Source organism: Dyella telluris, assembly GCF_014297575.1.
Taxonomy (GTDB): Bacteria; Pseudomonadota; Gammaproteobacteria; order Xanthomonadales; family Rhodanobacteraceae; genus Dyella; species Dyella telluris.
On record NZ_CP060412.1, the window covers coordinates 334,130 to 354,576 of the forward strand.

Below are 20,447 nucleotides of genomic sequence, written 5' to 3' on the forward strand. Positions count from 1 at the left end.
CGCAACCGCCCACCGCCGACGCTCCACATTTGCGCGCCAGCTCGTCGCTGTTGCTTTGCCATCAACGAGATAGGTCACCTATCCACAGGCATTGCCTGTACGCATCCACATCCGCTGTGGAAAACATGGGTGCTGTCGTGGCACGTCTCGCGCGCAGGGCCAGCTCCCGCAGGGAAAGCCGGCACCTTGCGGGAGCACACCCTGTGCGCGGCACAAGCTCGCCCCACCCTGTACATTCGCGCATCAACGCGTCGCCATCGCATAGGGATCAGTGACATAGCGCACCTATCCACAGGCTACGCCTGCCTGCATCCACATTCGCTGTGGAAAACATCAGGAGACGTGGCGCTTGTCGCGCGCAGGGCGCGCTCCCACAGGGAAAGCCGCCACCTCGTGGGAGCACACCCTGTGCGCGGCACAATCTCGCCCCTTCCTGCACATTCACGCATCAACGCGTCGCCATCGCATAGGGATCAGTGACATAGCGCACCTATCCACAGGCTACGCCTGCCTGCATCCACATTCGCTGTGGAAAACTCGCGCATAAAAAAACAGCGCCCTGGGGCGCTGTTTTTGCTGCAACGGCTGCGGCCACCCGATCAGGCTACGCGCGGCGTCTTCATCAGGATGCCAAGCAGATCCGCCAGCTTGTCGCGCATTTCGCGGCGGTCGACGATGAGGTCGATGGCACCATGTTCCACCAGGAACTCCGAACGCTGAAAGCCTTCCGGCAGGGTTTCGCGCACGGTCTGTTCGATCACGCGCGGACCGGCAAAACCGATCAGCGCCTTCGGCTCGGCCACGTTGATGTCACCCAGCATGCCCAGGCTCGCCGACACGCCGCCGGTGGTGGGATGGGTGAGTACGCTGATGTACGGCACGCCGGCATCGCGCATGCGCGCCAGCGCGGCCGACGTCTTGGCCATCTGCATCAGCGAGAACAGCGACTCCTGCATGCGTGCGCCGCCCGTGGCGGAGAAACACACCAGCGCGCTGCGATCGGCCAGCGCACGCTCGGCGGCGCGGGTGAACTTCTCGCCCACCACCGAGCCCATCGAGCCACCCATGTAGCTGAACTCGAAAGCCACGGCCATCAGCGGGTTGCCCTTGAGGCGGCCGCTCATGGCGATCAGCGCGTCTTTCTCGCCGGTGGACTTCTGTGCCGCCACGATGCGATCGCGGTACTTCTTGGTGTCACGGAACTTGAGCGGATCGTTCGGCTCCATGCTGGCCCACAGTTCCTGGGCGGAGCTGGGGTCAAGGAACTGCTCCAGGCGCGACCTGGCCTCGATGGTGTGGTGGTGACCACACTTGGGGCAAACCATCAGGTTGCGCTCAAGCTCGGGACGGTAGAGCACCGTGCCGCAGCCGCCACACTTCTCCCACACGCCTTCGGGCACTTTGCCCTTGCCGGCGTTGCCGGAGGCTTCCGTGCGGGCACGGGGGGTCATGATTTTCTGGAGCCAGTTCATCGCAACACCTCAAACGTTCATGACGCGACGCCGCGTCATGAACGCAGCGTGTTCCTATTGCGCATCCAGCGCGGCGCGAATCGGCGCCAGGAAATCCCTGGCCCGCGCGGTGATGTCGTCGACATCGTCAGCGCCAGCCAGGCGCTCCACCAGCGCACTGCCAATCACCACCGCATCCGCAAAGCCGGCGATGGCCTTCGCCGATTGCGCGTCGCGCACGCCGAAGCCCACGGCCACCGGCGCTTTCGATTTCGCCCGGATGTCGGCCACGCGAGTGGCGATGTCGCCAGTACTCAATCGTGCCGCGCCCGTGATGCCGGCGAACGAGACATAGTACAGGAAACCCTCCGCCGACCCGCACAACTGCACCATACGCGCGGGTGCGGTGGTGGGCGCCGCCAGCAGGATCTGCTGCAGGCCAGCCTTGCGCAGCGGCGAAAGCACGACCGACTCCTCCAGTGGGCAATCCACCACCAGCACGCCATCCACGCCATCCACGCCGGCAGCGACAGCTTCGCTGGCGAAGCGCTCGTAGCCGTGGATCTCCAGCGGATTGAGGTAGCCCATCAGGACCACCGGGGTGTCGGCGTCGCGCTGGCGGAACTGGGCGACCCAACCCAGTACATCGCCCAGGCCCACACCCTTTTCGATGGCGCGTTCACTGGCGTGCTGGATCACCGGGCCGTCCGCCATGGGATCGGAAAACGGCACGCCCAGCTCGATCACGTCGGCACCCGCATCCACCAGCGCGTGCATCAGCGCCACGGCATGGGCCGGCGACGGATCGCCCGCGGTGACGAACGGAATCAGGCCGGTACGGCCGGCCGCCTTGAGGCTGGCGAATCGACGATCGATGCGGCTCATACCTGCACTCCTTCGCGGGCGGCAATGGTGTGCACGTCCTTGTCACCGCGACCGGACAAGTTGCACAACACCAGTCCGTCCTTCGGGTATTCGCGCGCCAGCTTGATGGCCTGCGCCACCGCGTGGCTGGATTCCAATGCCGCGAGGATGCCTTCGGTGCGTGCCAGCAGGTGGAACGCCTCCAGTGCTTCGTCGTCCGTCACGCCCACGTACTCGGCGCGACCGGCATCCTTGAGGAACGCGTGTTCGGGGCCCACGCCCGGGTAGTCGAGGCCCGCGGACACCGAATGCGTTTCGGTGATCTGGCCGTTGTCGTCGCACAAGACGTACGTGCGGTTGCCATGCAGCACGCCGGGACGGCCCGCTGCCAGCGACGCGGCGTGATGCCCGGTGGCAATGCCCTCGCCCGCCGCTTCCGCGCCCACGATGCGCACGCCTTCATCGTTGAGGAACGCATGGAACAGGCCGATGGCGTTGGAACCACCACCGACGCAGGCGGTGATGACATCCGGCAGGCGGCCGAACTGTTCCTGCACCTGTTCGCGCGCTTCGCGGCCGACAATGGCGTTGAAGTCGCGCACCATCAGCGGATACGGATGCGGGCCGGCCACGGTACCGATGATGTAGAACGTGTCGGCCACGTTGGTGACCCAGTCGCGCATCGCTTCGTTGAGTGCGTCCTTGAGCGTCTTCGAGCCCGAGGTCACCGGAATCACTTCAGCACCGAGCAGCTTCATGCGGTAGACGTTGATCTTCTGGCGCTCGATATCCACTGCGCCCATGTACACCACGCACTTGAGGCCGAAACGCGCCGCCACCGTGGCACTGGCCACACCGTGCTGGCCGGCGCCGGTCTCCGCGATGATGCGTGGCTTGCCCATGCGGCGGGCCACCAGCGCCTGGCCGATGGTGTTGTTGATCTTGTGCGCGCCGGTGTGGTTCAGGTCCTCGCGCTTGAGCAGGATGCGCGCGCCGCCCACGTGCTGGCTGAGGCGCTCCGCGTAGTAGACCGGGCTGGGACGACCCACGTAGTACTTCAGGTCACGGTCCAGCTCGGCGATGAAGTCCGGATCCTGGCGCAGGCGCAGGTAGGCCTCGGTGAGTTCGGCCAGCGGTGCCATCAGGGTTTCGGCAACGTAGCTGCCACCGTAGTTGCCGAAGCGCCCGTGCTCGTCGGGGTAGGCGTTGAAGTCGATCTTGCTCATGGGCGTCAGGAAAGTCACAAGAGAATGGCGCCAAACGTACCCTAAAGCGCTGTCCGCAAAAAGCGATATGATGGCCGGCATTGGTCAGAAAAAGTCACACGTGCCATGTCCCGTACGTTGCCTTCGCTGAATGCCCTTCTCGCCTTTGAGGCCGCTGCCCGCCTGGGCAGCGTGAGCCGTGCCGCCACCGAGCTGCATGTGACCCACGGCGCCATCAGCCGCCACATACGCACCCTTGAAGACGACCTTCATGCGCCACTGTTCCAGCGACAGGGACGCGGCCTGGTGCTCACCCCGGCCGGGCAGCGCCTGCGCGACACCAGCACGGTCGCGTTCGGCCAGCTTCGCGACACCTGTGACGAGTTGCGCGCGGGAACCGCGCACGCCCCGTTCGTGCTGGGCTGCCCGGTCAGCCTGCTGGCCCGCTGGATGATTCCCCGCCTCGAGCGCCTGATGGCCGAGCTGCCCGAGCTGGACCTGCACCTGCGCCCGCAGGAAACCAGTTTCGAGGAATCGCTGGCCGGGCTCGACGCCGCGGTAATGGCCGGCGAGCCGCCGTGGCCTTCGGACTGGCGCGTCTACCCCCTGGCCAACGAGCGCATCGGCCCGGTGGCCAGCCCCAGCTTCGCCAGGACGCACCGGCTGGCACGCAGCCGCCCGCAGGCGCTGCACGAACAGGCCTTGCTGCATACACTTTCGCGACCCGACGCATGGTCAAGCTGGGCCGAAAGCATCCACCTGCCATCGAAGCGGCTGCAGGCGGGGCAAGGCTATCCGCACCTGTATCACATGATCGAAGCGGCGGTGGCCGGCCGTGGCATCGCCATTGCACCCGAGCCGCTGGTTGCCGATGACCTGGCCTCCGGACGCCTGGTTGCCCCATGGGGTTTCCAGGAAGTTCGCGGGCAATGGATCCTGGCCACGCCCGCGCGGATCTCCGATGCACGAGCCGCACCACTGGCGGCGTGGTTGAAGGCGGCGTTTGCGGACGGGCACCGACAGGAACCGCACAGCACCTGACGGGTGCGTGTGTTGCGATTCCGCAGGTAGCGCTCGGCAAGCGATGGACGGGTGCTGCGCATTCGCGCATCAACGCGTCACGATGTCTTTGCCATCAAACAGATAGGGCATCTATCCACAGTGTTTTCCAGCATGCATCCACATTCGCTGTGGAAAACATGGATGGCACCGACATGTATCGACGCTTGTCGCGCACAGGGTGCGCTCCTACAGGGTGGGGATCGCGCATGGGGGGAGCGCACCCTGTGCGCAACGGCGAGGCGCTGCACAATCGCGCATCAACGCGTCACGATGTCTTTTCCATCAAATAGATAGGGCACCTATCCACAGTGTTTTCCAGCATGCATCCACATTCGCTGTGGACAACATGCCTGACACTGCATCGACCCAGGCCCAGGGGCGATGCCGTCAGCCGCCCGTCCCGTTCGCCTCAAGCTGCGCATCGGCGTCGCGAACCGCCCGAATGAAGTCCGCCAGCTTCCGGGAATCCTTGATGCCGGGCGACGACTCGATGCCACTGGCGACATCCACGCCCCACGGCCGTGCGGTGCGCACGGCATCGGCCACATTGGCGGGGACCAGGCCACCGGCCAATACCAGCGGCTGGGTGAGATCACGTGGCATCAGTGACCAGTCGAAGGCCTTGCCGCTGCCACCGGCCTCGCCCAGGCCGTGGCCATCCAGCAAGAGACCGGACGCGTCGGGATAACGCCGCAAGGCCGGCAAGGCCGCGGCGCCATCGCCCATGGCAATCGCCTTCAGGTAGCGGTGCCCGAACTGGCTGCACCATTCGTCCGTCTCGGCGCCGTGGAACTGCAACAGGTCCGGCCGGATGGCGGCCACGGCATCGCGCACGAAGGCCGCGTCGTCATCCATGAACAGCGCAACCGTCGTGACGAACGGCGGCATGGCGGCCACGATCGCCGCAGCCTGCCCGATCGACACGCGCCGCTTGCTGCGCGCCGTGAGCACTACCCCGATGGCATCCGCACCCAGCTGCGCCGCGAGCAGCGCATCGTCGATACGGGTCATGCCGCAGCACTTGATGCGCGTCACTGGCTCACCTCGGCCGGCAGGCCCCATTGCGCTTCGTAGCGCGGTCCAAGAAAGGTCAGGCCCGACGCCGGAGCCGTGGGGCCGGCGACTTCGCGATTGCGTCCTTCCAGCAGCTCGCGCATCCATGCCACCGGCTGCTCGCCACGGCCAATGGGCAGCAACGAGCCCACGATGTTGCGCACCATGTGATGAAGGAAGGCATTGGCCTCCACCTCGATGATGACCTGCTCGTCCTCGCGCCGCACGCTCGCCCCGAGCATCTGGCGACGCGCATGTGCCGCCTGGCAGGAGATGGCACGGAACGCAGTGAAATCATGCTCGCCAACCAGCGCCTGCGCGGCTTCGTGCATGCGCGTGGCGTCGAGCGGCAAGCGTTCCCAGGTGACGTAGCGGGCGTCGAGCGCGGCGCGCACCTGCCGGTTGAGGATGCGGTAGCGATAACGTCGGCTCCGCGCGGAAAAGCGCGCATGGAAGGTCGGCTCCACCGGCTGTGCCCACAGCACCGCCACCGTCGGCGGCAGGTTGGAACAGGTACCCAGCACCCAGCTGCGCATGTCGCGCTGCACCTCGGTGTCGAAGTGCACTACCTGGCAGCGCCCATGCACACCGGCATCGGTGCGCCCGGCACAGGTCACTTCCACCGGGTGGGCAGCGACGAACGACAACGCACGCTCCAGCGCGCCCTGCACGGTTTCCCCGTGGGTCAGCCGCTGCCAGCCGGAGAATTCAGTGCCGTCGTATTCAATACCCAGGGCAATGCGCATGACATCCAGGAAAAAAGGCCTACAGAAGCGCAAAGGTTAGCAGGCTCAAACGCACACGGGCCGGCAAGAGCCGGCCCGTGTGGCAACGCTTCGAAAAGCGAGGTATCAGCGGATGGTTTCGAGCAGGCGCTTGGCCACGTCCTTCTGCATCTGCGTGCCTTCGTGAATCACTTCTTCCAGCATGGCCTGTGCGCCATCCGGATCGCCCATGTCGAGGTAGGCGCGGGCCAGGTCAAGCTTGGTGTCCACCGGATCGTCACTGAACTGACCGCCCAGGTCGTGATCCAGCTCATGGTCGGCCGCCTCGTGACCAAAACCGGTGTTCAGGTCGTGACTCTGCGGCAGCGCCTTGTCTTCCAGCGCTTCCTCGCCCTCCGGCTCGGCGAAGTGCCAGGTCGGCGTGTGGGCTTGGACGTCGTGCTCTTCCTCACGCACCTCGTCATGACCACCCGTAACCGGGGTGCCGCCGGCCGCCTGGGCCTGACGCGGGGTCAGGTCGAAGTCGAAGTGGTAACCACTGACCTTCGGCGCATGCTGGGCCGGCGAGGTCGGGATCGGCGGAATGTCGTCTTCATCGTGATCGTGGTCCAGCTCGTGTTCCTTGGCATAACTGCCCAGGTCGAACTGGTCCAGCGCCTCGTGCTCGTCGCCGGCATGCGCGCGCATGGTCGGGAGGGCGTGGGCAAACAGCGGATGCTCCGGCACCAGGTCTTCGCCCATGTGCACCACGTCCACCCACTCCGGCTGCTGCGGGTCGGTGATGTGGGCGTGCATGGCTTCGGCTGCGGCTTCGAAGTGATCGACGTCGCGACGGCTGTAGTAGAGGCTGACCAGTTCCAGGTGCAGGCCGATGTCGTCCGGATGCTCGGCGAGCTGGTCGAGCAGCTCTTCCTGATCGTGATCTGCGTCGGTCGCGCCACCCGGGGTGACGGTGCCAAAGCGATCGGCCAGCGAGGACGCACCCGCGCCAGCCTCCGGCGCAGCGGCCTTGCGGCTGCGGCCACGCAGGGCTGCCAGCAGGCCGAGCAGGATCACGCCGGCACCGGCGCCCCATGCCCAGGTCTGCATGTACCAGGGATCTTCCTCGGCCACAGGCGCCGCCGGCTGGGCGGCGGGCTTGGCTGCCGGTTTGGCCGGCGCAGGCTTGGCCGCAGCGACCGGTGCCGAGCTGGCATGCGCAGGCGCACTGGCACTGGAGGCCGGCGCAGCCGATGCCGTCGACGGGGCACTGCCCGCGGCGGCAGGCGCGTTGGCCTTGACCACGGTTTCCGCTTCGGGCGTCTTGGTGGCGGTTGCCTTGGCAGCCGCCGCAGCAGCGGCAGCAGTCGCGGCAGCCGCCGGCTGGCCAGCCGTCTTGCGGGCGTCGGCAAGCTTGTGTTGCAGGTCGGCGATCTCGCTGTCCTTCAGCGACAGCAGGCGCTCGTTCTTGCCGTTGATGTCTTCCAGGTCCTTCAGGCGCGACTTGAGCTCGTCACCCTGCTTGGTCAGGGAGGTCAGGGCCTCCTGGCTGCGCAGCAGGTCCTGATGCAGGGCCACCATGCCCTTCTCGGCAGCGGCCTTGTCGCCCTTGCCACCGTGACCGGCGGCGTTGTCGGAGCCTTCCTTCGACGGCACCAGCGCCAGGTGGTCACCCGTGGGGTTGGCCGCGGCGGGTGCCGAGGAGGCGTTGGCGCGCGTACCCGTATCAGCGACCGTGGTCGGCGTGCGGGCGGCGCCGGAGCGCCAGTCGCTGTTCTGCTGGCGCACTTCGGCCAGGGCCGCCGCGGCGGTCAGGGCGGCGGCGTCTTCCTTGGTGGGAATGCGCAGCACTGCGCCGGTCTTCAGCGCGTTGATGTTGTCGCGGTAGAACGCGTCCGGGTTGCTGCTCTTGAGGGCCAGCAGCATCTGGTTCATGTCCACGCCGGCAGGCGCGGTTTCATGCGCGATGGCGGAGAGTGTCTGGCCGCGCTCCACCGTGTACGAGCCGCCAGCGCTGGCATTGGCGCGCGGCGCCGGTGCGGGCTTGGACGGCTTGGCTTCCGGTGCGGGCGCGGGTGCGGCGGCGGTCGATTCGGTGCTGGAGGCGGCCGGCGGGGTCGTGTGACGCGACGGCTTGCCTGCTGACTGTGTCGGCGCACGGGTGGCCGGCACATTGCTGGCGGCACTGCCGGGCGGATCAAGCAGGATGGTGAACTCGCGCAGGCTCTTGCCCGAGGCGTTGTTCACTTCGACCAGCAGGTCCAGATAGGGATCGTTGACGGGTGCCGCACTGGTGATGCGGATCACCTTCTTGCCGTTGGCGCCATCCACCACGGCGAACTGCAAGGGGATCGAAGGGCCTGCCGCCACGCCAGCCTGGGCGGCGTCCTCGGAGGACGCCAGCCGTGCGGTGAGGTTCTGGAGCTCGGCGGGGCTACCGGGGTTGACCGGAATTTCGGCCACCAGCGGCTGCCCGAGGGCGGATTTCACCTGGATCTGGCCCAGCTCCAGCGCGGCTGCCTGGCTACTGCCGAGGGCGAGCGCCAGCAGTATCGACAGCTTCAACGAACGATTCATCGTGTTTTCCCCCGAACGACCCCGTGACGTTTTTATATCGGCGCGGCCAAACAACGTTACACCCGCGACGAGGCGTCACTTTAGTTAGATACAAGCCAATCAACAATAGCGTTGATCAGTATTTACAGCACCTTGCTGACTCTTCTTCTCGTGGGAGGATGCCTCCGGGAGGCCCCTCGGGGGGCTCCCGGGACACCCTCTGCTTAGTGCCCCGAGGACGGGGACGCCGCGTTCAGGGCCTTCAGCTGGGCCTGGAGCTCGGCGATGGTCTGGTCCTTTTCCTTGAGCTTGCTGTCGGCGTCGTGGGACTTGCCCTCTTCGCGCGCCACGTCGCCCTGCAGCTGCTTCACCGTCGCCTGCTGCTTTTCGATGGCCTGGGCAACCTGCTTCTGGTCACCGGCCGGGGCAGCAGGCGTTGGCGACGACTGTGCCGCCCGGGTGGTTCCAGCGAACACCAGTGCACACAACACCAACCCGGTCAGCACATGCTTCATTACAGATAGTCCTTGATGAGAAGTTCTGCGATTTGAACGGCGTTGAGCGCCGCACCCTTGCGGATGTTGTCGGACACGATCCACATGTCCAGGCCACGTTCGTGCGAGATGTCCTCGCGAATGCGGCCCACGAAGACCGGGTCCTTGCCGGCGGCGTCGGTCACCGGCGTCGGGTAGCCACCCGCCTTCTGCTCGTCCACCACCACCACGCCTTCGGCTGTCTCGAGCAGCGCTCGCGCCTGCGCGGCGGTGATCTTGTCGCGCGTCTCGATGTGCACGGCCTCGGAGTGGCCGTAGAGCACCGGCACGCGCACGGCGGTGGGGTTCACCTGGATGGTGGGGTCTTCGAAGATCTTGCGCGTCTCCCACACCATCTTCATTTCTTCCTTGGTGTAGCCGTTGGGCTGGAAGTCGTCGATGTGCGGGATCACGTTGAACGCGATCTGCTTGGAGAATTTCTTGGGTTCCGCGTCCTGGAAGCTGAGCATCGCGGAGGTCTGCTTCACCAGCTCCTCCATGCCGCTGCGGCCGGCGCCGGAAACGGACTGGTAGGTCGCCACGTTGATGCGCTCGATGCCCACCGCGCGCTGGATGGGCGCCAGCGCCACCAGCATCTGCATGGTCGAGCAGTTCGGGTTGGCGATGATGCCGCGCGTGGTGTAGTGCGCGATGGCATGCGGGTTCACCTCACTCACCACCAGCGGGATGTCGTCCTGGTAGCGATACTCGGAGGTGTTGTCGATCACCACCGCGCCCGCGGCGGCGGCACGCGGCGCATGCTCACGGCTGACCGAACCGCCGGCGGAGAAGAACGCGATGTCCACGCCGTTGAAGTCGTAGTCGGCCAGGTTTTTTACGGTGACCTGTTTGCCGCCAAAGGTGATTTTCTCACCGGCCGAACGCTCGCTCGCCAGCGGCACCAGCTCGCTGACGGGGAATTCGCGCTCGGCCAGGATGGCCAGCAGGGTCTCACCCACGGCGCCCGTAGCGCCGACCATTGCCACCTTGTAGCTGCTCTTCTTGCTCATGTCCCGGTATCAGGTAGGAGGGATCGAAAACCGCTCCGGCCTCCGCATCTGCGGAAATCTAGCCGGGGCGGCGCTTAAAACAACGTGCAACACGCATGGGCGTGAATGTCATCACGCTTTATGTGCGGTCCCGTGCGCCAAAACCGCTGGATTGAGGGCGGTAGGCGGCTTTCCCGCCGACTCGCCGAAGCCCAGTGCCGCGATCACATTGTCCACCGCCAGGTTGGCCATGGCGCGGCGGGTTTCTTCGCTGGCGCTGGCAATGTGCGGGGTCAGCACGACGTTGTCGAGAGTAAGCAGGTCCGGATGAACCGCCGGCTCTCCCTCGAACACGTCCAGCCCAGCCGCTGCCAGTCGCCCCTCGCGCAGCGCCGCCGCCAGCGCGGCATCATCCACGATACCGCCACGGGCCACGTTCACCAGCACGGCGGAGGGCTTCATGCAGGCCAGTTCCGGCGCGCCGACGGCATGCCGGTTCTCCGGCGTGAACGGCAGCACCAGCACCAGGAAATCGGACCGGCGCAGCAGTTCCGCCTTGTCCACCAGGGTGGCCTTGCACTCGCGCTCCACCATCTCCGGCAGGCGCGAACGGTTGTGGTAGAGCACGTTCATGTCGAAGCCGGCCGCGCGACGCGCGATGCCCTGCCCGATCCGTCCCATGCCCAGGATGCCCAGCGTGCGCCCGTGCACGTCCAGGCCCAGCCAGTCGTCGAAGCGCATGTGACTGCCCGGCCACTGCCCTGCCCGCAGCCAGCGCTCGGCAGCGCACACGCGGCGGCCAGCCGCCAGCATCAGCGCCCAGGCAAAGTCGGCCACGCTTTCGGTGAGCACGTCCGGCGTGTTGCTGGCGACGATGCCGTGGCGCGTGAGGGCGTCCAGGTCGAGGTTGTTGAAGCCCACGCCAAGGTTGGCCACGGCCTTCAGGCGGGTATTGCCCTCCAGCACGGTGGCGTCGATGCGATCGGCCAGGCCGACGACGGCGCCATCCACGCCGGCCAGTTTGCGCTGCAGTTCCTCGGCGCTGTGCCGGCGCTCCACCGCTTCGGCATCCACCTCGAAATATTCGGCCAGGCGGGCCAGGACATCGGGAAACAGGGGGCGGGAGACCCAGACTTTCGGTTTGGCTGTCATCACTGTGTACTTCTTGGTACCGCGCCGGCCCGCGAACGGACCGGCACGCGATCAGGGAAGGCGGGGAGACACCTCGCCCACGTCGCCGCACTGGGCGCGATGGCGGAGCGCGTGATCCATCAGCACCAGCGCCATCATGGCCTCGGCGATGGGCGTGGCACGAATGCCCACGCAGGGGTCGTGCCGCCCCTTGGTCACCACGTCCACCGGCTCGCCGGCCAGGTTCACGCTGTGGCCGGGAATAAGGATGCTCGAGGTGGGTTTGAGCGCAATGGAGGCCACCACGGCCTGCCCCGTGCTGATGCCGCCCAGGATGCCGCCGGCATGATTGGAGGCGAAGCCGTCCTTCGACATCTCGTCACGGTGCTGGCTGCCACGCTGCGGGACCACGCCGAAGCCGTCGCCGATCTCCACGCCTTTCACGGCGTTGATCGACATCAGCGCCGAGGCAAGGTCGCCATCGAGCTTGCCGTAGATCGGCTCACCCCAACCCGGCGGCACGCCTTCGGCCACCACGCTGACGCGCGCTCCCACGGAGTCGCCCGACTTGCGCAGCGCATCCATATACGACTCCAGCCGGGACACTTCGTTGGCGTCCGGCCAGAAGAACGGGTTCTGCTCCACCGCGTTCCAGTCGAATGCGGCGGGCGTGATGTCGCCGATCTGCGAGAGGTAGCCGCGCACGTGCACGCCGTAACGCTCGGCCAGCCACTTCTTGGCGATCACGGCTGCAGCCACGCGCATGGTGGTTTCGCGCGCCGATGATCGGCCGCCGCCACGCGGGTCGCGGATGCCGTACTTCTGCCAGTAGGTGTAATCGGCGTGGCCGGGACGGAAGGTCTGGGCGATGTCGCCGTAGTCCTTGCTGCGCTGGTCCGTGTTGCGGATCAGCAGCGCGATTGGCGTGCCGGTGGTCTTGCCTTCGTAGACGCCAGAGAGAATCTCCACCTCGTCCGCCTCGCGGCGCTGCGAGGTGTGGCGGCTCTTGCCGGTCGCGCGGCGATCGAGATCGGCGCGGAATTCTTCCTCGGCAATGGGCAGCCCCGGCGGACAGCCGTCGATGACGCAGCCGATGGCGGGGCCGTGGCTCTCGCCAAACGTGGTGACGGTGAAGAGTTTGCCGAAGGAGTTGCTGGACACGTGGCTCGGGTCGTCTGCGGGATAACCCTCACAGCTTACCGCGATGCAGCAAATCCTGCGCCCCTTCCGTGAAGCTCGCGCCACTCGCGCGCCAGCAAGGCGAAGATCACGTCGTCCACCCACTCGCCACGGAACTGCAGGCTCTCGCGGAAATGCGCTTCCTGGCGCATGCCGACGGTCTTGAGCAGGGCCATGCTGGCGGCGTTGCGGGGATCGACCGAGGCGTGCACGCGATGGACGTCCAGCCTGCCAAACAGCTCGCCAAACAGGCCATGCAGGGTTTCGCGGGCGTAGCCCCTGCCCTGCGCCGCGGGCGCCAGCGTGATGCCGAATTCGGCCTGCCCGTCGGCGGACAGGCAGACCCCGAGATCGCCGATCAACGAGCCATCCTCGGCAAGGCGGATGGCCCGCTGGAACCATTCGCCCGGCGACGGCGCCGAGCGCGCCGATTGGTTTCGGATGAAACACTCCACCTCACCGAGCGTTTCAGGCCGCCATCCCTGATAGCGCGACACCTCCGGATCGGCGCGATAGCCGAACAACGCCGGCGCATCGCTTTCCTTCAGTGCATCCAGTCGCAGTCGTTCCGTCGACAGCTCCATGGGAATCAGCGCCCCTTGCGGGCCTCGGCCGCTGCGCGGATCACCGCAGCGTGCTCGATCAGGTCGCGACGCTCCAACGCAAACACGCCCATGGCGCCCACCTTGAACTCGATCCACACGAACGGGACTTCCGGCAGCAGCTCCGCCAGCTGGCGTTCGCTCTCGCCCACTTCCACGATGAGCAGGCCGTCCTCGGTGAGGTACTCGGCAGCTTCGTCGAGCATGCGCACGCAGATGTCCAGGCCGTCTTCGCCCGAGGTCAGGCCCAGCTTGGGCTCGTGGCTGTATTCGCCCGGCAGCGCGGCGTATTCGTCTTCGGTGACGTACGGCGGGTTCGACACGATCAGGTCGTAACGGCGGCCCTTCAGGCCGTTGAACAGATCCGACTTGATCGCCTCGACGCGGCCTTCCACGTGCTGGAACGCGATGTTCTCGCGCGCCAACGACAGGGCGTCGTCGCTGATGTCGACAATGTCGACCTGCCAGTCCGGGTTGTACTCGGCCATGGCAATGCCGATGCAGCCCGAGCCGGTGCACAGGTCCAGCGCGCGCTCGACGTGGCGATGATCCAGCCACGGCTGGAAGCCCGACTCGATCAGCTCGGCGATGGGCGAGCGCGGCACCAGGGCGCGGCGGTCGCTCTTGAACTTCATGCCCGCGAACCAGGTTTCACCCACCAGGTAAGCCACCGGCAGGCGCTCGGTCACGCGGCGCTCGATCAGCGCCAGCACGCGCTCGCGCTCTTCCGTGGTCAGGCGGCCCGCGCCATAGGCCGGCGGGATATCCGGCGGCAGGTGCAGGCTGGCCAGCACCAGGTGGGTGGCCTCGTCGATGGGGTTGTCGTGGCTGTGCCCGAAGGTGAGCCCGGCCGCCGAGAACCGGCTGGCGCCGTAACGGATGAAGTCGATGATGGAGGCGAGTTCGTGGGTCACGGCGGGCACTGGAAGCGTCGAGGGGTCGCAGAGTATAGCCGGTGCGGCGTGTGGACCTAAGCGCCTGTTTACGCTGCCCCGGTGCGGCGCAAGGCGTAATCGGCGCGCGCTTCATTCATACTTGGCGGATGACCTTCAACGTACTCCTGCAATACATCCTGCCCCACCGCGCCCTGTCGCGGGTGGTCTACTGGGCCACGCGCTGGACCTTCAAGCCGTGGAAGAACTTCCTGATCAGCACCATCGTGCGCAACTATCAGGTGAACATGGCCGAGGCGGCGCAGCCCGATCCGCTGGCCTACCAGCACTTCAATGCGTTCTTCACCCGCAAGCTGCGGCCGGATGCCCGCCGTGCGGACGCCAACCCCAAGGCGCTGGTTTCCCCGGCCGACGGCAAGATCAGCCAGATGGGCAAGATCGTCGAAGGGCGCATCTTCCAGGCCAAGGGCCAGGAGTACACGGCCGCCGAGCTGCTGGGCGACGACGCCAGCGCCATGCCTTACCGCAACGGCCGCTTTGCCACCATCTACCTGTCGCCGCGCGACTATCACCGCGTGCACATGCCCCTGAAGGGAACGCTGAAGGAAACCGTGCACGTGCCCGGCCGCATCTTCAGCGTGGCGCCGTTCGCGGTGGAAGCCATTCCGCGCCTGTTCGCGCGCAACGAGCGACTGGTCTGCCACTTCGACGGCGAGCACGGCCCATTCGTGGTGGTGATGGTCGGCGCCATCCTGGTCTCCAGCGTGGCCACCGTGTGGGATGGCCTGGTGATTCCGCCGTATGCCTCGTCGATACGCCGCAAGTCGTTCGCTGGGCAGAACATCACGCTTGAGCGCTTTGCCGAGATGGCGCGCTTCAACATGGGCTCCACCGTCATCATGCTGTTCCCGGAAGGGACGGCCGAACTGGACGCACTGACCTCGCAGCAGCCCGTGCAGGTGGGCCAGCGCCTGGGTCTCGAACTCCAGGGCTGAACCGGCGCGCGTCAATATTTTGACGCGCAAGGTGACGCGTTTCGTCGTTTTGTGACCTTTTTGGCGCAACGACCGTACCGGGCGCCGCTATGCTCCCGGTCCGGCGGCGCCGCGTGCGCACGCCATCCCAGGGCCAGACCGAGGAGAGCCATGCGCATCGTCACCCGACTCATCGCCATGAACCGCGCACGCCTGCTCGGCCGGCAGCTGCGCGAGATCGAACGCCAGGTGCATAACCTGCCCAAGCGCACCCGCGCCCGCCTCGGCACCATGGCACTGCGGGAGATCGGCCAGGCCTCGCGCTGTGACTTCCCCCATCTTTACGGCACGCCGCCGGAAGAACGCTACCTGGCCTGGGGCCAGGGCACCGACATCGGCCTCGCCCGCGCCCGCTCAGACAACGCCGAGGTGGCCATGCGTGGCATCGCCCTGTGGCTGGCGGTGGCTTACCACGAGACCAAGAACACGCCGCACGAGAACATCCGTCCGCATCACCGCGACCTGATGCGCCTGCTGCGCGAGCTCAAGGAACAGCACCGCGCCGACCCCATGCAGGAGTGGGGCGTGCAGGCCACTGCTGCGGCCTGAGCGCGCAAACGCCCAAGGCAAAAACGCCGCCCCACGGGCGGCGTTTTCACATGCGTGACGCGTGTCGCCGCGCGGACCGGATCAGCGACAGGTCGGCAGCTTGAGCACCTGCCCCGGCTTGATTTGGTGATGCCGCAGCTCGTTCATGTCCGACACTTCCTGCAGGGACGAACAGCCGACCTTGTTGACGATGGAGGTCAGCGTGTCACCGCGCTTCACCACGTAGCTGCGCGTGCGCGAGGTATTGGAGCTGCGCGACGGCGAGGCCACCGGCGCGGGCGAAGAAGGCACCACCGGCAGCACGGCGGTGTGCAGATCGTTCGCCAGGATCGGCCACGGACCATCCGTGCAGCGCGCCTCGTACGGTTTCTCCAGCACCTTGGGCAACATGATGCGTGAACCGGTTGGCTGGGATACCTGGGGATCCAGTCGCGGATTGAGGTTGCGCAACGTACGGAACCAGCCGTCCTGCATGCCCGCGGCGGAACCCAGGCACACGGTGAGTTCGGTGAGCGAGGCCGGTCGCTTCAGCACCACGCTGCCCTGCGCACCGTCCACCTTCGGGAAGCGCAGGTTGTAGCTCTCCGGATGCAGGAACAGCCACGCCGCCGCCAGCACCGACGGCACGTAGTCGCGCGTCTCCTGCGAAAGCTGGTTGTAGATGGTGGGGTCGTACAGGCTTACCGAGGTGTTGTCGCCAACTAGGCGACGCATGCGGCCTTCGCCACCGTTGTATGCGGCCAGGCTGATCTCGAGATTGTTGTTGAACGCCTTCAGCTGCTCGTCCATGTACTCCGCATTGGCGCGGGCGGACTCGGCCGGGTCGAAGCGCGAATCGAAGCCGTCTTCGGTATTCAGGCCAAAGCGCAGGCCGGTGGCGTACATGAACTGCAACGGGCCTGCCGCGCCGGAACGCGACACCGCGTGCACCTTGCCACCCGACTCCTTCGCCATGATGCCGAACAGCAGCGCCTCGGGCAGGTCCTGCTTCTGGTATTCGGGCCACATCTGGTAGCGCAGGAACTGATAGTTGACGTAGGCATCCATCAGGTTGCCGCGCCACTGGGTCAGCCACATTTCCAGCGCGGCCTTCACCGGGCCATTCATCGCGATCAGCTGCGACAACTGCTGGCCACGCAGCAGCGTGACGCTGCGCTGCGCCTCGGGCAGGCTGGCCGCACCGGTCTTGCCGGCATCGCTGCCCTCGGGCAGGTCGTCGCTCATGGCGCTCAGATCGTCGCCCATGTCGAAATTGCCGTCCTTCAGGCGCAGCAGGCGATCGAAGGCCGAGAAGAAGCGTTGCGGATCGCAGCCCGGGGTGGACGGGCAATGCGCTGAAGCCACTTTCAGCTGATCGAGCGCCGTGCTCAGGGTCTGCTGCGAGGCCTTCGTGTTGCCCGCGCGTGCCTGCGCCAGCGCCGTCTCGTACCCCTTGCTGGCCTGGTCGAGCTGCGCGTAAAGCTGATTGGCCTGGGGCGTGGCGGCGGGCTTCGTACCTCCCCCACTCGAACACGCGGCCAGCAACAACAATGCGCCGGCCAGGGGTGCCATGCGCAACGAACGGGGAAAAGCAGGAAAAACCATGGACGACTTCACTGTCGGGCCGAAAGGTCGACCTTACTGCGCGCGCCCCTGCCGACTCAACCGAAAAACCACGGTATCGGGCACGCACCTGCCTTCTCGCTCAAGCCGGGGCGCAAGAACCTGACGCGTGGCTACAATCGCAGGGCAACCTACGGATGGAACGTCATGACTGAGATTCTTATCGGCCGCAACGACGAGAGCAGCGTCAGCCTCGACCCGCGTTACGGCAATCGCCACGGCATGATCGCCGGCGCCACCGGCACCGGCAAATCGGTCTCGCTGATGGTGCTGGCTGAAGGCTTTTCGAAGCTGGGCGTGCCCTGCTTTCTCGCCGACGCCAAGGGCGACCTCGCCGGCCTGTCGATGGCCGCCGTCGAACCGGGCGACAAGCTCAAGGCGCGTCTGGCCAAACTGGGCCTCGCCGACTGGAAGCCGCAGGCCAACCCGGTGATCTTCTGGGACATCTACGGCAAGCTCGGCCACCCCGTGCGCGCCACCATCAGCGAGATGGGCCCCACCCTGCTTGGCCGCATCCTGGAACTCAACGACACGCAGGAAGGCGTGCTCGAAGTGATCTTCAAGGTGGCCGATGACCAGGGCTGGCTGCTGCTGGACTTGCCCGACCTTCGCGCCATGCTGGGTTTTGCCAGCGAGAACGCCAAGGACATCTCCGCGCATTACGGCCTGATCAGTACGCAGAGCATCGCCGCGATCCAGCGCGCCGTGCTCAAGCTGGAACAGGACGGCGCCGACCAGTTCTTCGGCGAGCCCGCGCTGGAGCTGGCCGACCTGATGCGACAGGACATGAGCGGCCGCGGCGTGATCAACGTGCTGGCCGCCGACCAGCTCATCCTCAAGCCGCGCCTGTATTCCACCTTCTTGCTGTGGCTGCTGTCCGAACTGTTCGAGCAATTGCCGGAGGTGGGCGATCTGGACCAGCCCAAGCTGGTGTTCTTCTTCGATGAAGCGCACCTGCTGTTCGACGATGCACCGCCCGCCCTGCTGCAGCGGGTTGAACAAGTGGTGCGCCTGATCCGCTCCAAGGGCGTGGGCGTGTATTTCTGCTCGCAGAACCCGGACGACGTGCCGGGCAACATCCTTGGCCAGCTGGGCAACCGCGTGCAGCACGCGCTGCGGGCGTTCACGCCGCGCGATCAGAAGGCGGTGAAGGCTGCGGCGGAAACCTTCGTGGCCAATCCGAAGCTCAACGTAAGTGAAGCCATCACCCAGCTCGGTGTGGGCGAGGCATTGGCATCCACGCTGCGTGACGGCGGCGTGCCGTCGCCGGTGGAGCGCGTGATGGTGACCACGCCTACGGCACGCATCGGCGCCATCACCGAGGCCGAGCGCGCCACGGTGCGCCAGCGTTCGCCCGTCGGCGGTAAATACGATACGGCGATCAACCGCGAATCGGCGGCGGAAATCCTCGCCGCGCGGGCCACGCAGAAAGCGGCCAATCCGCAGAGCATCGGCAAGCCGACGCCGGCCGGGGCACCCGCGCCCGAGGGGCCGGGCTGGAGCGATGCCGTGCGCGATGCCTTGCTCGGTACCAGCCGGCGACAGGGCATGATCGAGGCCATGGCCAAGTCCGCCAGCCGCGCCGTAGGGTCTCGGCTGGGGCAGCAGATCGTGCGCGGCGTGCTTGGCAGCATCTTCGGCGGCAAGCGCTGAACCACCCATCTGACGCCTCCCGTCAACGGGAGGCGACGAGCCGCCCATGCCACGCGTCCGCACTGTTTCACCCGACACGCCACTCGCCGAACGCTTCACCGCGGGGCTGAGTTATCCGCTGCGCGGCGGTGGTCTGGCCGCCTGCGTGGTGCTCGCACTGGGCCAGTGCCTGGTGATGATCCCCGCCTACGTCGGCCTGTTCGCCGGCTTCGTGCTGTGGGCCGCCACGTGGCGTTACGCGGCCGCCTGCCTGCTGCATACCGCCAACGGGTTCGCCGACCCGCCGGACGTGGGCATCGAAGAAAACCCGGCGGCGGGCCACTGGCTGACCATGGTCCACATGATCGTGGTGATGGCCTGTGCCGTGAGCACGGTGCTCTATCCCGCCATGTTCTGGCCGCTGGTGCTGTTCTTCGCACTGACGCTGCCCGCCATCGACATGTCGCTGGCGTTCGATGGCAATCCGCTGGTCGCACTCAATCCGCTGAACTGGCAGGCAGTGATCGCGCGACTGGGCGCGGGTTATTTCATTCCCGTGGTGATCAATGTGCTGGTCGGTGGCCTCATCGTGCTGCCGGCATTAACCTCCCGCTGGCTGCCACTGGCCATCTCGCTGCCGCTGTTCGCCTTTGCCTATACCTACCTGATCATCTTCAACCTGCACTTGATGGGCGCGATGATCCATCAGCATCACGAGCAGTTCGATCTCGAGCCGGAAGCGGACACGCTGATCCGCGAAAGCGGCCAGGACGAGGACGAACGCCTGCTCGCACGGGTGCACGAGATGGCACTTGTCGACCGGCGGGCGGCGATCGGCATGCTGGTGGATCGCATGCAGGGACGCAGTGCACCCGCTTCGCTGCACCACGCCTACCGCGACCTGGTGCGCAAGGAAGGGTTGAAGGATGCCCTGGTCGAGCATGGACATCTCTGGATCGCCGCGCTCATGGCACAGGACGATCCACGCCGTGCACTGGGACTGGTGCAGGAATGCATCGACATGGACCCGGGTTTTCTTCCCGATGACCCCGCTACGACCGCGACACTCGCCGAACTCGCCGCCGGCATGGGCATGACGCGACTTTCGCTGAAACTGTGCCGTGGCTATCTCAGCCGCTGGCCACGCTCACCGGAATGCCTGCGCATGGCGCTGTTGGCGGCCGACCAGATGGCAGACCGTCTGGGCCAGCGCGCCGAGGCGGCCGTGCTGCTCGGCAAGCTCGCCACGGCATGGCCACAACACCCGCTGCAGCCGACCCTTGCGACACGTGCGTCACGCCTGCAACAGGCTGCCGGTACTGCCCACACGCCGGCTGTCGACTAGCCGTTTTTCGTGTTGAAGCAGCCGTGACGCGGGTGTAGCGTCCGCTGGCCATCTCCTTTTGGT

General features: G+C 66.4%; 18 protein-coding genes. 5 read left to right on the forward strand and 13 right to left on the reverse strand.

Going from position 1 to position 20,447, the window contains the following annotated elements:
• Positions 1–599: 599 nt before the first annotated feature.
• The 3 genes from accD to trpB are packed head-to-tail and all read right to left on the reverse strand — an operon-like array spanning position 600 to position 3,541.
• Positions 600–1,472 (reverse strand): acetyl-CoA carboxylase, carboxyltransferase subunit beta, encoded by an 873-nt coding sequence (gene accD / locus H8F01_RS01670; protein WP_187057369.1) that lies wholly within the window; start codon positions 1,470–1,472, stop codon positions 600–602.
• Between the two features lie 54 nt (positions 1,473–1,526).
• Positions 1,527–2,336: a tryptophan synthase subunit alpha gene (trpA, locus tag H8F01_RS01675; protein ID WP_187057370.1), complete on the reverse strand. Its 810-nt coding sequence runs from the start codon at positions 2,334–2,336 to the stop codon at positions 1,527–1,529.
• Positions 2,333–3,541: a tryptophan synthase subunit beta gene (trpB, locus tag H8F01_RS01680; protein ID WP_187057371.1), complete on the reverse strand. Its 1,209-nt coding sequence runs from the start codon at positions 3,539–3,541 to the stop codon at positions 2,333–2,335. The genes trpA and trpB overlap by 4 nt, the downstream gene beginning before the upstream one ends.
• A 105-nt stretch (positions 3,542–3,646) precedes the next feature.
• On the opposite strand from trpB, the gene H8F01_RS01685 reads away from it, so the two are divergent.
• Complete coding sequence (locus tag H8F01_RS01685) at positions 3,647–4,561, forward strand: LysR family transcriptional regulator (protein WP_187057372.1); 915 nt, start codon at positions 3,647–3,649, stop codon at positions 4,559–4,561.
• Positions 4,562–4,969: 408 nt separating this feature from the next.
• Here H8F01_RS01685 and H8F01_RS01690 read toward each other — a convergent pair whose 3' ends face one another.
• The 9 genes from H8F01_RS01690 to prmB form a co-directional block, all read right to left on the reverse strand.
• A complete protein-coding gene (locus H8F01_RS01690) occupies positions 4,970–5,617 on the reverse strand; it encodes a phosphoribosylanthranilate isomerase (RefSeq protein ID WP_187057373.1) in 648 nt (215 codons plus the stop codon).
• Positions 5,614–6,381 (reverse strand): tRNA pseudouridine(38-40) synthase TruA, encoded by a 768-nt coding sequence (gene truA / locus H8F01_RS01695; protein WP_187057374.1) that lies wholly within the window; start codon positions 6,379–6,381, stop codon positions 5,614–5,616. Before truA ends, H8F01_RS01690 begins: the two co-directional genes overlap by 4 nt.
• 105 nt (positions 6,382–6,486) lie before the next feature.
• Positions 6,487–8,916 (reverse strand): motility hub landmark protein FimV, encoded by a 2,430-nt coding sequence (locus H8F01_RS01700; protein WP_187057375.1) that lies wholly within the window; start codon positions 8,914–8,916, stop codon positions 6,487–6,489.
• 203 nt (positions 8,917–9,119) lie between these two features.
• The gene (locus H8F01_RS01705; protein ID WP_187057376.1) at positions 9,120–9,410 is read right to left on the reverse strand and encodes a hypothetical protein; all 291 of its coding nucleotides are present in this window, start codon (positions 9,408–9,410) and stop codon (positions 9,120–9,122) included.
• Positions 9,410–10,438, reverse strand: coding sequence for an aspartate-semialdehyde dehydrogenase (locus H8F01_RS01710; protein WP_187057377.1), 1,029 nt, complete (start codon positions 10,436–10,438; stop codon positions 9,410–9,412). Before H8F01_RS01710 ends, H8F01_RS01705 begins: the two co-directional genes overlap by 1 nt.
• A 111-nt stretch (positions 10,439–10,549) precedes the next feature.
• Positions 10,550–11,569, reverse strand: a complete 1,020-nt coding sequence (locus tag H8F01_RS01715) for a 2-hydroxyacid dehydrogenase (RefSeq protein WP_187057378.1) — start codon at positions 11,567–11,569, stop codon at positions 10,550–10,552.
• Positions 11,570–11,620: 51 nt separating this feature from the next.
• The gene (gene aroC / locus H8F01_RS01720) at positions 11,621–12,709 is read right to left on the reverse strand and encodes a chorismate synthase (protein ID WP_187057379.1); all 1,089 of its coding nucleotides are present in this window, start codon (positions 12,707–12,709) and stop codon (positions 11,621–11,623) included.
• 35 nt (positions 12,710–12,744) lie between these two features.
• Positions 12,745–13,311, reverse strand: coding sequence for a GNAT family N-acetyltransferase (locus H8F01_RS01725; protein WP_187057380.1), 567 nt, complete (start codon positions 13,309–13,311; stop codon positions 12,745–12,747).
• 5 nt (positions 13,312–13,316) lie between these two features.
• Positions 13,317–14,243 (reverse strand): 50S ribosomal protein L3 N(5)-glutamine methyltransferase, encoded by a 927-nt coding sequence (gene prmB, locus H8F01_RS01730; protein ID WP_187057381.1) that lies wholly within the window; start codon positions 14,241–14,243, stop codon positions 13,317–13,319.
• Between the two features lie 128 nt (positions 14,244–14,371).
• Between prmB and asd the strand changes: the two genes are divergently transcribed.
• Complete coding sequence (gene asd / locus H8F01_RS01735; protein ID WP_187057382.1) at positions 14,372–15,217, forward strand: archaetidylserine decarboxylase; 846 nt, start codon at positions 14,372–14,374, stop codon at positions 15,215–15,217.
• Positions 15,218–15,367: 150 nt separating this feature from the next.
• The gene (locus tag H8F01_RS01740) at positions 15,368–15,805 is read left to right on the forward strand and encodes a hypothetical protein (RefSeq protein WP_187057383.1); all 438 of its coding nucleotides are present in this window, start codon (positions 15,368–15,370) and stop codon (positions 15,803–15,805) included.
• Positions 15,806–15,886: 81 nt separating this feature from the next.
• Here the strand turns inward: H8F01_RS01740 and H8F01_RS01745 are convergent, their stop codons facing one another.
• Positions 15,887–17,389 carry a transglycosylase SLT domain-containing protein gene (locus H8F01_RS01745; RefSeq protein ID WP_187057384.1) on the reverse strand — a complete coding sequence of 501 codons (1,503 nt, stop codon included), beginning with the start codon at positions 17,387–17,389 and terminating at the stop codon, positions 15,887–15,889.
• A 165-nt stretch (positions 17,390–17,554) separates the two neighbouring features.
• Here H8F01_RS01745 and H8F01_RS01750 point away from each other — a divergent pair, with 165 nt between their 5' ends.
• Both H8F01_RS01750 and H8F01_RS01755 read left to right on the forward strand, forming a co-directional pair.
• Positions 17,555–19,060 (forward strand): helicase HerA-like domain-containing protein, encoded by a 1,506-nt coding sequence (locus H8F01_RS01750; protein ID WP_187057385.1) that lies wholly within the window; start codon positions 17,555–17,557, stop codon positions 19,058–19,060.
• 46 nt (positions 19,061–19,106) lie between these two features.
• Positions 19,107–20,384 carry a tetratricopeptide repeat protein gene (locus H8F01_RS01755; protein ID WP_187057386.1) on the forward strand — a complete coding sequence of 426 codons (1,278 nt, stop codon included), beginning with the start codon at positions 19,107–19,109 and terminating at the stop codon, positions 20,382–20,384.
• Positions 20,385–20,447: the final 63 nt, after the last annotated feature.